16 protein-coding genes and 2 pseudogenes are annotated in these 14,291 nt (G+C 54.4%); 6 read left to right on the plus strand and 12 right to left on the minus strand.

Annotated features, from left to right (window positions below):
- The 3 genes and pseudogenes from AB1E33_RS28090 to AB1E33_RS28100 form a co-directional block, all read left to right on the plus strand.
- A pseudogene (locus tag AB1E33_RS28090) lies at positions 1-338 on the plus strand (transposase); the annotation flags it as partial.
- A 201-nt stretch (positions 339-539) separates the two neighbouring features.
- On the plus strand, positions 540-1,043 hold the full coding sequence (locus AB1E33_RS28095; RefSeq protein WP_372580532.1) for an Hsp20/alpha crystallin family protein: 504 nt from the start codon (positions 540-542) through the stop codon (positions 1,041-1,043).
- 231 nt (positions 1,044-1,274) lie between these two features.
- Positions 1,275-2,867 carry a trypsin-like peptidase domain-containing protein gene (locus tag AB1E33_RS28100; RefSeq protein WP_372580533.1) on the plus strand — a complete coding sequence of 531 codons (1,593 nt, stop codon included), beginning with the start codon at positions 1,275-1,277 and terminating at the stop codon, positions 2,865-2,867.
- Here AB1E33_RS28100 and AB1E33_RS28105 read toward each other — a convergent pair whose 3' ends face one another.
- Positions 2,868-4,424: an MFS transporter gene (locus tag AB1E33_RS28105; protein ID WP_372580534.1), complete on the minus strand. Its 1,557-nt coding sequence runs from the start codon at positions 4,422-4,424 to the stop codon at positions 2,868-2,870. It abuts the gene before it with no gap.
- Between the two features lie 104 nt (positions 4,425-4,528).
- Positions 4,529-5,749: pseudogene (locus AB1E33_RS28110) on the minus strand (APC family permease).
- Positions 5,750-6,184: 435 nt separating this feature from the next.
- Here AB1E33_RS28110 and AB1E33_RS28115 point away from each other — a divergent pair.
- Entirely contained in the window at positions 6,185-6,592 is a 408-nt protein-coding gene (locus AB1E33_RS28115; RefSeq protein WP_372580535.1) for a c-type cytochrome, read from the plus strand.
- 12 nt (positions 6,593-6,604) lie between these two features.
- On the opposite strand, the gene AB1E33_RS28120 is transcribed toward AB1E33_RS28115, so the two are convergent.
- Complete coding sequence (locus AB1E33_RS28120; protein WP_372580536.1) at positions 6,605-7,762, minus strand: cation:proton antiporter; 1,158 nt, start codon at positions 7,760-7,762, stop codon at positions 6,605-6,607.
- 199 nt (positions 7,763-7,961) lie between these two features.
- Here AB1E33_RS28120 and AB1E33_RS28125 point away from each other — a divergent pair, with 199 nt between their 5' ends.
- Positions 7,962-8,411, plus strand: coding sequence for a phasin family protein (locus tag AB1E33_RS28125; RefSeq protein WP_372580537.1), 450 nt, complete (start codon positions 7,962-7,964; stop codon positions 8,409-8,411).
- A 57-nt stretch (positions 8,412-8,468) separates the two neighbouring features.
- Positions 8,469-8,876, plus strand: a complete 408-nt coding sequence (locus tag AB1E33_RS28130; protein WP_372580538.1) for a universal stress protein — start codon at positions 8,469-8,471, stop codon at positions 8,874-8,876.
- A gap of 127 nt (positions 8,877-9,003) precedes the next feature.
- Here AB1E33_RS28130 and AB1E33_RS28135 read toward each other — a convergent pair whose 3' ends face one another.
- From AB1E33_RS28135 to AB1E33_RS28180, 9 genes are all read right to left on the minus strand, one after another.
- Complete coding sequence (locus tag AB1E33_RS28135; protein ID WP_372580570.1) at positions 9,004-9,357, minus strand: SMP-30/gluconolactonase/LRE family protein; 354 nt, start codon at positions 9,355-9,357, stop codon at positions 9,004-9,006.
- A 104-nt stretch (positions 9,358-9,461) separates the two neighbouring features.
- Positions 9,462-9,725 (minus strand): SMP-30/gluconolactonase/LRE family protein, encoded by a 264-nt coding sequence (locus tag AB1E33_RS28140; RefSeq protein WP_372580539.1) that lies wholly within the window; start codon positions 9,723-9,725, stop codon positions 9,462-9,464.
- Positions 9,725-10,495 (minus strand): SDR family NAD(P)-dependent oxidoreductase, encoded by a 771-nt coding sequence (locus tag AB1E33_RS28145; protein ID WP_372580540.1) that lies wholly within the window; start codon positions 10,493-10,495, stop codon positions 9,725-9,727. The genes AB1E33_RS28140 and AB1E33_RS28145 overlap by 1 nt, the downstream gene beginning before the upstream one ends.
- Positions 10,485-11,693, minus strand: a complete 1,209-nt coding sequence (locus tag AB1E33_RS28150) for an aminotransferase class V-fold PLP-dependent enzyme (protein WP_372580541.1) — start codon at positions 11,691-11,693, stop codon at positions 10,485-10,487. Before AB1E33_RS28150 ends, AB1E33_RS28145 begins: the two co-directional genes overlap by 11 nt.
- Entirely contained in the window at positions 11,693-11,923 is a 231-nt protein-coding gene (locus tag AB1E33_RS28155) for a TOBE domain-containing protein (RefSeq protein WP_372580542.1), read from the minus strand. Before AB1E33_RS28155 ends, AB1E33_RS28150 begins: the two co-directional genes overlap by 1 nt.
- A gap of 3 nt (positions 11,924-11,926) precedes the next feature.
- Complete coding sequence (locus AB1E33_RS28160) at positions 11,927-12,739, minus strand: ABC transporter ATP-binding protein (protein ID WP_372580543.1); 813 nt, start codon at positions 12,737-12,739, stop codon at positions 11,927-11,929.
- A 39-nt stretch (positions 12,740-12,778) separates the two neighbouring features.
- Entirely contained in the window at positions 12,779-13,249 is a 471-nt protein-coding gene (locus AB1E33_RS28165; RefSeq protein WP_372580544.1) for a RidA family protein, read from the minus strand.
- Positions 13,246-13,479, minus strand: coding sequence for a hypothetical protein (locus tag AB1E33_RS28170; RefSeq protein ID WP_372580545.1), 234 nt, complete (start codon positions 13,477-13,479; stop codon positions 13,246-13,248). Before AB1E33_RS28170 ends, AB1E33_RS28165 begins: the two co-directional genes overlap by 4 nt.
- A gap of 479 nt (positions 13,480-13,958) precedes the next feature.
- Complete coding sequence (locus tag AB1E33_RS28180) at positions 13,959-14,288, minus strand: hypothetical protein (RefSeq protein ID WP_372580572.1); 330 nt, start codon at positions 14,286-14,288, stop codon at positions 13,959-13,961.
- Positions 14,289-14,291 lie beyond the last annotated feature (3 nt).

Raw genomic sequence — 14,291 nt, forward strand, 5'->3', positions numbered from 1 at the left:
GACACGCGCAAGTGCCATGACGCGATTGCGGCTCGTGGCGCCCATGCCGTCATTCCGCCGCGAAAAATGCCAAACCCTGGAAGCCCACTAGCGCCGGGGCCGTCGCCCGAAATGAGGCAGTGCGAGCGACAAAATACTTGGGCGGCGCCCTGTGGCGAAGATTGACCGGGTATCGCCGCCGAAGCCGCGTCGAAACGAAGAGGCATTGCGTGAAACTGATGGGCCAAAGCCTTATGGCGAGGGACTTGGACCGGCAGGTCGCGGAAATCCAAATCCGCGCCGCGATCCTCAACCGCTACACTGCCCTCGGAGTACTTGTCACAGAGGCCGTAGGATAAATCCGTCCGGGGATAGGCGAAGCACGTTCTTCACCGGATTTGTACAACAAAGCTCAAACTGCTGGTACGAGGCAGTCTGGCCAGTACGACAAATCGGGGCGACGCTGCAATTGCTCGCTTGCGCAAGATCAACGTCAGCATCCGCATTTTCTGCCATAATACTGCCTCCGCGCAATCGGACTAAAGCAGGAGGTTCAGAAAATGCTAGAAGACAAGAAGACCCCGCAACTTTTCACCGGAACGCATCCGCTCTCCGATAACTTTCGACGTGAAATGGAAACCCTGATGTCGCGGTTTTTAGGAGGCGGATCACCGTTTTTACCGCTGGAAACGGCTGCGCAACGCACAGGTTTTCCGTCTCTTGATATGACAGGCGCGATTTCACCAGCGATTGATGTCCAAGAAACGGATACTGCAATTAGCCTTACGGCTGAACTGCCGGGGCTCGAAGAGGACGACGTCGAAATCGAAGTCAAAGACCGTCGGCTTACGCTACGGGGCCAGAAGAAAATTACTCATGATGATACGGGCGAGCTGCGTATCAGTGAGAGAAGTTATGGCAGCTTTTCCCGGGCCATGACACTGCCGGACACCGTCGACATCGACAAGGTTTCAGCCACATTCGATAAAGGCGTATTGCATATCGAAATGCCAAAGACTGAGCCTCAAGATCCAAGCCGTAAGATCAAGGTTTCCTCGAAGTAGCCGGCTTTGCGGAACAATACCGTATCCAAGGACTTCAGCGCAGAGGGCCGGTCATCGGTCGGCCTTCTTTTAGTTGTAATCCAATGAGGGTGTTGTTGGGTGAAGCCAACGAGTCATTCTTAGGCCTCGTTTCGAGGGGAAAGTCTAAACATTGCCGCAGTCCAAAACGTTGCCATGGGTTTCGTGTTGCAGCGTGTTAGAATGCCACCGCGCGTTTGGATAGGGGGCAAAATGCGGAAACCGGACGAGAACGGCATGAGACCTTCAGCGAATGTTGGCGAAGGTGACGTGCGCGCCTTTCTGGAGAGCCTGACCGGACCATCGCGTGGAACTCTAAACTGGCTTGTCGATAATGCCCTGACCGTTTCTGTTGGTGAAAGCAGGGCCCTAAGCATTCGACCCAAAGAGGACGTGCCTCCCCATGACAACGATATCGCCACTTTTCAGTGGACCGAAGGTGGTCACACGATAAACGCGTCATTGGGGCGCAATGTATGGGTGAACGGGCAAAAGGTCTCGTCAGCGACTCTAGAACATGGTGACATGATCGAGTTCGGCGAAAAGGGCCCTATGTCTCGGTACAGGTTGTGCAATCACTCGTTTCCCACCCGTCATACAGTTGAAGATATCCTAAGTGACGCATACGCTTACTCCCGGACAAGCCGTCGACCTTTTGTCAAAAGGATGTCCGGTGCCTTGCGCGACAGTGGACGCAGGCTTGCGTCTCAGACCACAATTCTGTTCAGGGTCACGGTTGTTGCTGCGCTTTTTCTGATCGCAGGTTTTGTTATCCTGCTTTACCAAAACGACAGGCGCTTGGCGACGAGTATCGAACAGGAATCCCGTAAGATCGAAGCGGTTGCGGTTGTGCTGGCCCAGGCGCAAGAAGACGCACTTACACCTGACGACTTGGCTTCGCTGAGAGACGCATTTGAAAATCAAGTTTTGTCGACCGAGCAACGTCTCGGGAGTCTGGAACACAGAGCCGGGGCGCCAACGCGGGTGATTTCCGCTTCTGCTCGGTCCGTTGCTTTCCTCCAAGGTGCATATGGATTGCGTCACCTGGAAAGCGGGAAGCTATTGCGGTACGTGTTGGGACCGAGCGGGGAAAAGCTGAAGACCCCGTTTGGCCAGCCTTGGATCGAACCGGATGCGACGGGTGAACCCGCTGAATTCCAGTTCACGGGGACCGGTTTTCTGCTTGAAGGGGCTCCGTTGATGGCCACCAACCGCCACGTTGCTTTGCCCTGGGCCTCTGGAGACAGAGAGCAAGCTCTGAAAGAAGCTGGCCTTGAGGCGGAGATGCTGAGATTGCTGGCCTATTTGCCAGATCAAGCTGAACCAATAGAGGCACACTTAGCTCGGTTCAGTGAAACAGCAGACTTGGCGATTCTGGCAATTGATCGAAGCCAGGTACAAGGCTTCGGAATGCCGTTGGCAGATGTCGCGCCGCGCGCCGGTGAAGAAGTTTACTTGCTGGGATATCCAACAGGTTTGAAGGCTCTGATCGCGCAGGCTGGGCCAGGATTTTTTGAAACGCTTGAGCAAGAAGGAACCCTAGACTTCTGGTCGATAGCGTCCCACCTTTCCATGCAAAGCAAGATTCAACCGCTAGCCAGCCGAGGGATCGTTGCGCGGACGAGCACGAGTACCATCGTCTATGACGCCGAGACGACAACCGGTGGGAGTGGGGGGCCGGCGTTAAATCGGCGGGGAGAGGTTGTTGCTATCAACGCTGCGATTCTGCCTGAGTTCGGTGGCTCAAATATTGGCGTTCCGGTTTCACATCTAAAAGCTCTTTTGCGCGAGCCAGAAAACCAGTGATCACTCGATCGTTCGAAAGCGTGATTTTTGAACAAAGAACACCGTCACTAAGGGAACGATCACAGAGATCAGGGCCACTGAGATCAGTAAGCACCCAAGTTCACTGTAATCTGCGGCTGATGTGACGAGGCCGGTCTTTGGGTTGGTGACCGCGCGCGTGACGACGTAAGTTTGGTTGAGATATTTGGTACTGAGACTGCTTGCCGACAACGCCATGTTGGTAAACGATGCCATCACGGCAAAGAAGGTCGCTTTTAACTGAACCGGGGCATTCCGCGCAATCCAAGCCAACATCGGGACCATGGCTATTTGCCCGAGCGGGGACTCAACGGCTGTGTCGAGAATGGCTATGAACCTTGCGTCGACAACTCCGCCTGTATGCGCCGCCGTCCACTCATGAACGCCGTAGTAGAGGGCAAGGTTGGGCAAGGCGAGGATACCTGCTGCGATCGTGAGCAATACCACCACATGTGCGATGGAACGGTTGGCCATAAATGGCCTGAGTACGATTAGTCCGAGCAACGCCAGCAGTGAAGTTAACAAAGCTAGGATTGCCAAGAATTGCTCGTCGAAACCCAATTCATCGATTTCGAACCAAGTCAGGCCGGGCCCCGGCAGAGGAACAGCACGGAAAACAAAAATGATTGTCGCCGTTCCAATCAGGGCTTTCGCCTGTGCTGGTTGCAGCTCCTTCAGCAGACGCGACATGAGGTACAGGATTACCATAAGGGAAACTGCAAAGACAGTCTCTTGTGCAAACTCAAAATCTGCGGTTCCCAGCAGGATGCTGAGTGCAACGAACGCGAGGCCGCCGAGCAAAATTGACCATTTGACTTCGGTGACTTCATCCGGCGTGTGCGGTGGATGACCCCGTCGTAAACGCTGACGCTGGATCAAGGTGTGAAGAACGACTCCGCTGAGGGACAATACGGGGATGGCCAGAGCTATTAGGTAGACTTGGCCATAAAGTGCGAGGCGATCGGATTTTTGCAGCTCTTCTGTTCCGGAGAAGATCCAGATGTTGATGGCCGCTACCGCCGCAAACCCGGAAATTATGGAGATTCTACCCAAGGTTTGCATTGTCGTGTGCTGAACACGGGTTTCTTCAGGGGTGAACGAGAGACCGTGTTGATCGATCTTTGGAACCGCCTCGACTGTCATGGCATCTGCTACAACATCCTGAATGGCATAGCCTGAAGGCGCCAAGATCAGGGCGACAACATACCAGTCTTCCAGCGGCATGATGTTGGCCATCTGTGCGGGGGTGGTAACAAGTCCGTACATAGTGAGCAAGGATAGGGTAATCAGGGACGCGCCAAACAGGATCAGCAGGGATTTCCAGCGCCAAAACAGGTCCACGACATGGCCAAGCGGCATTTTGAGAATCCACGGGATGCCTGCCCAAAACGCCAGCCCTGCAACGAATGACGCGGATAAATCGAGGTAGTCTTTCAGGAAAAAGGCGCCGACGACCGAGGTCAGGCCGGAAACGCCCGCAGCGAAGTAGACCATCAAAGGCGGCAAGTAAGACCATTGCAACTGCTGAGCCAGCTCCACAAACGTCCTATGCCACCAAGCTGAGAGCTGCATTCCTATGGAAGATCGGTCAGTAGTCATATGCCATAGTAGTTTCGTGGAGGCCCTTTTGCCGTTGCATTTACTTAGAGAAACCCAGCTCCGAAAAGCAATGTACTGGTGATCACGCCAAGGATCGGTACGAAAAGAGGCACTCGGAAGTGCTCGGTAGATTTGTTTGGCTTCATCTTCAACAGGATCAACGAGATATTGACTAATACAAAGACGCCCAGAACGATTTGTGACGTGCGCTCTGCCAGAATGCCAATCGGAATAGTTTGGGTCAGAAGCACGATTATCGCGACGATCAGTAGAGTAGCGACAACTGGCGTCTGCGTCGCATTAGGCACTATTGCCAGGACTTTCGGGAGGTGGTCCCGGTCAGCAAGCCCGTAGATCACCCGCGACGCCATGATCATCTGGATCAGCACTCCATTGACCGTCGCCACTATCGCGACTGCGGAAAAGCCCTGTTTGATCATCTCGGGTGCATTTGAAAACACAAGCGAAAGCGGTGCTGCGGACGTCGAAAGAACATCGATCGGAACAACAAGAAGAACCGTCATTGAGGTTCCAAGATACAATACCGTTGCCAGAACGAGCGTTAGCAAAATCGCTTTTGGGATGGTGTGTACCGGGTCTTTCACTTCTTCAGCGACATTGGCCATGTCCTCAAAACCAACGAATGCAAAGAAGGCGAGCAGCGATGCTGCGAAGATCCCCCTCCACGCGTCAATCTCGAATGGGGGGACCATCGAACTTATTGCATATCCCTGTGGGTCCTGAACCGATATGCCCCAGCCAATCACAAAGAGAAGCCCTGCTATCTCGATGATTGTGATGACAGCCGCAACGAGAACCGATTCCGTAATCCCCCAAAGCGCAATGAGACCCATGATCAACACAACGCCGATAGTTTAGAGCGGTATCCCTATACCCGTTAGTGCGTGCAGATATGACGCGGCTCCGATAGCGACTGCGGAGGCCGAGATAACGCCGGAAGCTGCGACCGCAAGACCGACCAACACCGCCGTCCAGCGTTTTTGAAATCCTGCCTCAACATATGCTGCTTCGCCTGCGCTGACGGGAAACCGCGTTGCGAGTTCTGCGTATGAAAGCGCTGTCAGCGATACCACGAGTGCGGCCACAACAAACGAAAACGCCGAAAACGGTCCGGCAATGTCCGCCGTCGCGCCAACCAAAACGTAAATTCCCGCTCCGACCGTTACACCAAGGCCATAAAGCGTGAGCAACGGAGTCGTAAGGGCCCGTCTGAGTTTCTGTTCTGTTGGGTCATAAGTGTTCATAAGCTCGTTTCACCAACTGACCTGTTACCATGTTGCCAGCAGTGTCCTTCTTGTCACTGTTCGCGGCTGGCGGCGCGGCCTACTACGATGATCTAAGCCGCGTCGAATGTCATTGGTCTCAACGTCCAGGCGATTTGGTTGCCAATCAGTGAAGCGGGGGCTCGCCACCACCCCTACCGATCCCCTGGGGTGGAACTTCCACTCCTTCAAAATTCCGTTCACCTCCGAGTTTGCTTGGCGACAGTTCGGTGAACGTAGATCACGTTGAAGCGTTCGTATTCCACAATGTGAATAGTGTTGGTGCTTTGATCTAAGTCAATCGACACGTCAGCTTGGGTCCACTTGCATTGGCGCTACCAACATGAGCGAGGTCAAAGAAGTGTCTAAACGATTGTTTAATCTGGACAGTAACGAAGTTGGGCAGAGGAGGTGCAAATGCTGGTTTTTCGCGGGGTTTTGTTGGCGTTAATAGCTGCAGGAACTGCAACAGCGCAGGAAGTCAACGTTCAGAGTGGAAACGACCTGTACCGGACGTATTGCTGGCAATGCCACGGTTTCGAAGCTATCGGGGATGGGCCGATGGCTGAAATGTTGGCTATTCGAACACCGGACCTTACCAAGTTGGCCGCCGAAAATGGGGGCGTGTTTCCGATAGATCGCATCGCTAGGCAGATTGATGGTCGGTCACAATTGCTCGCCCACGGGGGCGAAATGCCCATCTTCGGCGCGGTTTTTGAGACAGACCAACAAATCGCGGTGGCTTTGCCGAACGGCCAACCGATGATGGTAGGTCTGCCGCTTGCGCATTTGCTCGCCTTTCTTGAATCGATCCAGGTCGATTAGTCACTGACTTTGCTATGCTTTATCAGCAGTGCGTCTGATTGACATAAGTGTCAATGGTGGACCCAACACTTCGAACACCACCGTACTGGCCAAGGTATAGGCCATGATCGACGCTGCCCAATTCGGAAACTGCTCTCCGGCCACGAGGGCCATGCCGACTGCAACCCCGGCCTGTGGCAGCAAGGCGGGACCGTACCAATAAGACTGATGGCACGGTAGGCCTCCTAGTCTCGCCCCAAAATAGCCACCAACAAAGCGTGCTCCGGTGCGTAGGATCAGGAAAAGGACTCCGGCCCAGCCCATTAAGCCAAAGGCCTCAACATCCAATGTGGCACCAGCCAGGAGGAAGAACAGGATCATGAATGGCCACTGAATGTGCTCGATCTCGTGAAAGGCACGGTCGTGATGGCGGGCAAGATTCCCGATAACCGCGCCTGCAACCATCCCTGCTACTAGAAACGAAACCTCCAGCCACAGTGCAAGGCCAGCTGTAAGAAAGACAATTCCCACCGCCTCGGCCTGCATCGGCTCGCCCGATTTCAAGCGACCGGTTAGGAAAGCAGAAGGAACCCCCAATGCGATTCCCAACAAAATGGCACCTCCGAAATCCCACATCGCAATGGCCGTGACGGCGGCCCAACCATCCGTATGGCCAGCCAGAACCAAGGCAATGCTGAAAACGATCAGGCCCCAAGCGTCGTCGATCGCCACAACTCCCTTTAGCGTTTCTGTGAAAGTGTTGGATACTCCGGATTGTTTGATCACATCCGTCATTGCAGCCGGAGCCGTAGCGGTGGCTATTGCGGCCAACACCAACGCCAACCCGGGGGGTAGGCCAATTGAAGTAAGTCCAACAGACACAATAACGACGGTTGCGACTACAATCGAAACCGAAATTGCCAGAATAGCCCGACCGTGCTGAACCAGATTCTCCCTTGTCAAAGATCCTCCAAGAAGAAACGCAACCATCGTCAAGGCCACTATGGAAACCTCATCAAACCACGTGACGACGTCGAGCGGGATCAATCCCATTCCTGCGTTCCCGGCGATCAAACCAAGAAATAACAGGGTTGTAACGCGAGGAACATGTGTGGCCAGGCCGAGTTGATCCGCCGCCAATCCAGCGAGGAAAAGGACACCAAGTGTAATCAAAAAGCCGGCAACGTTCATAGAAGACCAAGCGATAAGTACCTGTTCAGACTACTCTAACTCCAATTTATCCTCCTAGGAACCGATCTAGACGCAAATACGAATGATCCGCCTTTGTTTGATACCAGAAGCTCAAAATATGGGGTATTGATCTGCATTAAGGCGAAGCTTCACAGCATGTGGGATAATAGGTCACTCAGGGAACGAGGAGGAACTCTCGATGTCGACAAAGAAATCCCATTCAAATGATCCGGCCACTCTTGTGGGCGTTTTCAAGCAAATGAAACCGCCGATGTCGGGCAATCCCGTTTTCAGCGCTCAGATCGAGCAGTTTTGGGATGCGCAGGAAAAAATGCTCGGGGAGGCCGAGGTATTTGCGCAGCATTGGTTTGAACGACGCCACGAAGCGGTTCGCACTGCTCTGCAAGCAGCACGCAGCGCGTCATCCGCGAACTCGTCTGATCCGTCTAACGCGCTGCAGAACATGGCGGAATGGCAGCGTCATTCGGCAGAACGATTGGTTGCAGACGCACAGGAATGGTTCGAAACCGTGGCCCGTTGTGCTGCGTATGTAGCCGAATCCGAGGCTGAGGCTGTCGAGAAAACAGTTGATGATGTTGCGGCAGCGACGAAGAGTGCAAGCAAATCCTCGAAATCTGAACCTGTGTAGGGTTCCTGCTGCCGAAAAAATAAAACTGAAGTCATAGGGTAGTAGAGAGGAGTTCCAATGTACAAGAACATCCTGATCCCGGTTGCTCTGGACCAGGACCACGACACTCATGCGTCCTTTGAAGCTGCGCGCCAGTTAGCTGATGCGGATGCAGCCTGTACCGTAGTGCACGTCCAAGAGCCGATCCCGCCATACGTGGCGTCTCAAATATCAAGCGAAGTGTTTGCGAATACGCAGCATGAATTACTGGAAAGCCTACATCAGAATGCCTCTGAAATACCGGGTTCGAAGACACGGCTCATATCGGGGCATGCTGGCAGGGCGATTGTCAATTTCGCAAATGAGAACGATGTAGATTGCATCGTATTAGCGTCGCATAAGCCCGGCTTCGAGGACATATTTCTTGGTTCTACCGCAAACAGGGTCGTGCATCACGCGAAGTGTTCGGTACACGTAATTCGCTGATCCAACGCAAGCGGTGTGGGTTCTTTGCCGCGTGGTTCCTTTCCTAAGACGCGATAGTGGAGCGAGAACAATGGAGCTGAGTCAGTGATTGCTCGGATTGCCGTTAGTTGTTCTCCAATTTTGGAGGTTAGGCGGAAACTTGGTTTGTCCGTCGTCCGACACTTTGCGCAGGCATCGGAATGCGGCGATCAACGGAGCCATCAGGAAGATACCGGGTGATGCAGCCGCCATCCCAGTGTGCAGACCAAGTTGCGACTTTATCGTCAGATGCCATGCCTTCAGGATACCCCAGAGCGTCGGGAATTTCGGCGAAAACTCTGCGCTCACCTACCCGTCCAAGACGCGGATCGATCTGGGCGGAGTAGATTATTCGTTCCGGGGAACCCGCAAAATAGACGATCTTTCCGCACGGGCTGAAGGCCGGGCCGTTAAACACCGAAAAGATCAGGGAAGTTTGGACAGCATGCTGCCAAGGCACCACATATGGTCGCTGGGATATTCTTCGTCCCAATCACAGCTTCCGAACACCAAAAGCTCACCAGAGGGGTGAACCGCGCCATCGTTCAACACTTCATCTGGGCCTTGTCAATCCTGACTCATTGGCGCGCCGTCTAGGAAAAACCCGCCTTCGCCGCCCGCAAGGATGCTTCCGTTTTCGGTCAAACAGGCAAAGGCCGCGTTATGGCCTAGAAACAGTTCTGCTTCACCACCATCCGGCAAGAAGCGCCACACACGACTGGTGGGGATATCCAACCAAAACACGGTGTCGCTGGACTTGTCATATCGGACGCCTTCGCCAAGAATGGAATTTACCCCGCTGGCATGACGGATATCAGAGGCCGAGACCATCAATAAGTCGCGCTCAGGCCGCCATCGACGTAAATTACCTGCCCGGTGACATATTTGGAAAGGTCAGACAGGAGATAGACATAGGCACCGGTGCAATCTTCTGGCGTTCCCGGACGTCGCAGTGGGATTCGCCCCTCGGATATGTAGTGTGCTTTGAATCCCTCCATCTCATGTTCGTGCACACCATCTTCGGTCAAGGCCATACGGGTATTGATGAAACCTGGCGCCACGGCGTTGACCCGAATCCCTTCTGCGCCGAAGTCCACCGCCATGGATCGGGTCAACATCAATAGGCCACCTTTCGCGGTGGCATATGCCGCCGATCTGGGAACACCGAAAAATGCCTGGGTGGACAATGTGTTGACAATCGCCGGGGCGGCAGAATTACCAAGCATGGGAAGTGCCGCGCGGGTGACGCGCAGTGCACCGGTTAGGTTAGTGTCCAGAACATGAGCAAAGCGCTCATCAGTCACTGTCCCTGCATGATTGATGTCGAGCACCGCAGCATTGTTGATCAAACCATCCAGTGCAGGCCAATCCCTGATTCCGGACAACGCTGTTTCGATGCTTTCAAGATCGCTGACATCCAGTCGGCAGTGACGCAACCGATCTGCATGTTCCGTCAGGGTTGCCGCAGCTTGATCCAGGGTCTCACAGTCCAAATCCGTCATCAGCACGTCGCCACCCTGTTTTAGGCAGGCCTGTACGACGGCCAAACCAATCCCTCGCGCGGCACCAGTGACGAGAATGCGGCGACCTTCAAGAAGCAACGCGATTTCCTTTCCAGGCTAAAGCCGAGGTTTCTCTTGCGTGTTTTACATCGCTCCAACTCAGTTGCCGCCCACCACCTTCAAAACGAAACCGTGCCGCTTCTTCGCTGATGGAATCGGCGACTTGTGTGGCCTCGTCCGGCGTCAGGTTGCAGGGGTCCAGATAGATTTCCTGCCGCTCGATGAGATCGTCGCGGACGATAATTCGAGGTGATCTGGCCACAAGCCTATCCGCAAGTTCCCAGGCATTGAAACCTGCGACCAGGGGGGAAACCGTAATCTGCAGGCGTGTGATGGGATTGCCTGTCCAGTCCGCGTGCCGAGCCAGGGCCAGTCCGGGAATGTCTGACAGGTCCCTGATCCAGCCGTCGACCAACGCCTCTTCATTGGATTTTGCGCCGTCGTGATCGCGAGTTTCCCATAACTCAAGCGCGGACATCGCGCCAACGACGCTTTCTTTCCCAGCTTTCATCGTGCGACCTATACCGCGATGTTGCAGGTAGGTGGCGCGAACAAGGTCGGACTTACCGGCAACAATGCCGCTTGTGACACCGCCCAGAAATTTGTGACCTGAATAAATGGCTGCCGACGCGCCCAGTGCGACCGGACCCGTCAGATCACATTCCGAGGCCATATCCACAATGACCGGAACGTCGTATTCCCGGCAGCAGGCAATGAACAGATCCATCGGCAATTCGTTCTCTTGCACGGTGTGGTGCGACACGACATACATCGCCGCCGCTGCCCCCTGTCGAAGCGCCGCGCGTAGGTGCCATTCTTCACATGCGGCCGCCGTTCCGACCGGAACGACATCAGCACCGGCCAGGCGAATGGCCTGATCCACAGGCGCGCCGTAGTTGACCATGTGCCCCATCGGCAGCAGAAGGCGGCGCTCTTGGTCCGTCTGGGGCAACATCTCGATGCGTGCGAGATCGGCACCGGTCAGACAGGCGGCGACAGTTTGGGTCATGGCCGCGGCCGAACAAGCCGTAACGCAGCCGGCTTCGGCCCCGGTTAAGCGCGAAATGACCGAACCTGCGCGGGCTTGCAACTCATCCATATCGACAAAGGATGCCAGAATCTGGTCTACCAAGGCACGTGTGTGTGGTGCGACGCGTGACGCGCCAATGCTTGTCATGGTGCCGGCCGCATTGATGACAGGGGTCAGGCCCCAACGTTCAAAAGGATCCCTTGTCATTACAGCCGTTCCCCCCCTTCAACCCGAAAAACGTGCAAGTGCTCCGGGCGAATTCCCACTGCCACCTTCTGACCCGGCACAACACGACCACGTATTTCACCGCCGATGCGCACCGTCAGAACAGCACCGTTTGATGTCGTCAAACGTACCAACGCATCATGGCCCAGATCTTCCATGCGATCCACACAAGCGGACCCGATGCTAATCCCAACGCTCTCATCTATTGTCACATGCTAAGGTCCAATTCCCAGAAGCGACCCGGGAGGCGGTGCAATTCGGCTATCCACGAACTCCGCCCCCTCAAGAAGGGTTTCTGCCGAGACAAGGTTCATGCGGGGACTACCGATGAAACCCGCAACAAAGGTATTTGCCGGGTTATTATACAGCTCGATCGGAGTGCCGACCTGCATGACCTGACCCCGGTTCAAAACCGCAATCCTGTGCCCCATGGTCATGGCATCGACTTGATCATGTGTGACGTAAACCGTTGTCGTTCCAAGATCCTTCTGCATCTGAGATATCTCACCACGCATCTGTACCCGCAATTCGGCATCCAGATTGGACAAAGGTTCATCAAAGAGAAACGCCAATGGTTTGCGGATCATCGCACGACCCAAAGCCACTCGTTGCACCTGACCGCCTGACAGTTGGCGTGGTTTGCACTCCAACAACTCGCCGAGACCGAGCATTTGCGCCACGCGGGCCACTTCCGAGCTCACTGTTGCCTGGTCGGTTTTGCGCAGTTTCAGACCAAAAGAAAGGTTTTCCCTGACCGACATGTTCGGAAACAGGGCGTAGGACTGAAACACCATCGAGATATTGGGCTCGGCGGGTGACAGACTGTTCGCGCGTCTGTTCCCGATCATCAAGCCGCCCGACGAAATGCTCTCTAGCCCGGCGATCATCCTGAGCGTGGTGGATTTTGCACACCCCCACGGACATACCAGAACGATGAACTCGGCCTCGTGCACATGCAGGTTGAGGTCCTTAATAACCTCAACATCTCCATTGCGTTTTGACGCATTCATAAATCTGACTTCTCTCATGTCCGTGGGTTCCAATCAGGCGAAATCGACACTATGGCGTCAATCTCGACAGTAATGTTCCCCGGCTGGGATCCCATGCCAACTGCTGCACGAGAATGCCGCGCGCGAACCAAATACGCTACAGAATAGATCGGAGCACTCGTTGATCACCTCAGGGTGCTCAGCGAACTCAAGGACACTGTTGACCATGCCGAACACTCTGCGAATTTGTGCTACGTGTTCGAGCGAGCCCAGAACTTCTCTCATTGCGCTGATCAGGACCAAGCCGGTCCGCATAGCGTGATGACGAGCCTCTGGAACACTCACATCGTGACCAACTTTGCCTCGTGCCAGGTGCCCATTTTCGAGAAGCGGACCCTGGCCGGACAGGTAGAGGGTTGTCCCATCCACAGACCCAAGGTCGAAGTTGTAAAATACATCAATAACTTGCGGCAGTTGCAATCCCATTGCCGCCAATTGATCCTCGGGAGGCCGTAAGTGCAGTGGTTTGGTTTCTCGCTGAGAGTTCATACCGAAAACGCCTCCTCAATCTTGTCCCGGGCCTTTGTCAGAAATAATTCGGTGACCACGAAATCGTTTGCAATGCCGTAGGCGAGGTATTCACGGTACACGAATTTCCTGAGCCCCCGCATTGCATCAAAAACATCGCCCCAAGTGACACCCAGCGCTGAAGGGCGGATGTCGACACCCAGCGCAACAACCGCCTTCAAAAGCTCATCAGCGCGGTTTGCGTGCATCATTGCGCCGATCACAAGGCTCAGACAAACCGCCTGTCCGTGCAGGAACTCTTTTCTGTGCCTGCTTCCAAATCATAGAAGATGTAGCGTTCAACACCTTCTATGTGGTGTGGATTCCAGCCGGCCCCATGGTAAGAGGCGCAACCTCATTTCAGGACATCAACCATGATTTCAATTCCTTGTGGGTTGAGCGCCTTAGTCTCGTCCAGTTCAGCCAATGCGGTTTCGGCCTTGGACAAGGAAATCTGTGCCAGGCTTTCGTCATAAGGCCAGCGTTTCTCGCACTTTCCCCGCGCATGGGCGTATCGCCAGCCGATGCGCGGGGAAAGAAACAGAGCACATCACCCAAACCGCCGATATTCAATGCGCGAGGAGCGCCCTCGATAATTTCCAGATCGATGTAGACCGTTTCCGGCACGGCCCAACCCACATATTTGACGATACTATTTTCGCGCACACCTGAACGATGGCCGAACACGGCATCAACCGACTGGGATGTTGGAAATTGAAACAGTGGAAGGTTTAGCCGCCAGGAAAAAACACTTGGAGGCGTCAACCGCCTGCCCCCCACCGCGCCCAACGATTGAAGCAATATCTGGAAGCACTGCGAGATTGTTTTCGAGCCGCGACCGTTCCATCGAGTCAACAAAATAGACCTTTGCATCTTGCGGAAGGGTCGGGCTGAATTTCGGCCACAAATCCTCCATCGTCACGATCAACATCTTCGAGCGTACAAAATTTGGAACCTCGACCAACATGTTCCACCCGAAAACCGTTGGAAACTGATAGATATCGGCTTCTTTGAATGGCACATC

Origin of the sequence: Ruegeria hyattellae, from assembly GCF_041537925.1 — a bacterium.
GTDB lineage: Bacteria > Pseudomonadota > Alphaproteobacteria > Rhodobacterales > Rhodobacteraceae > Ruegeria_C.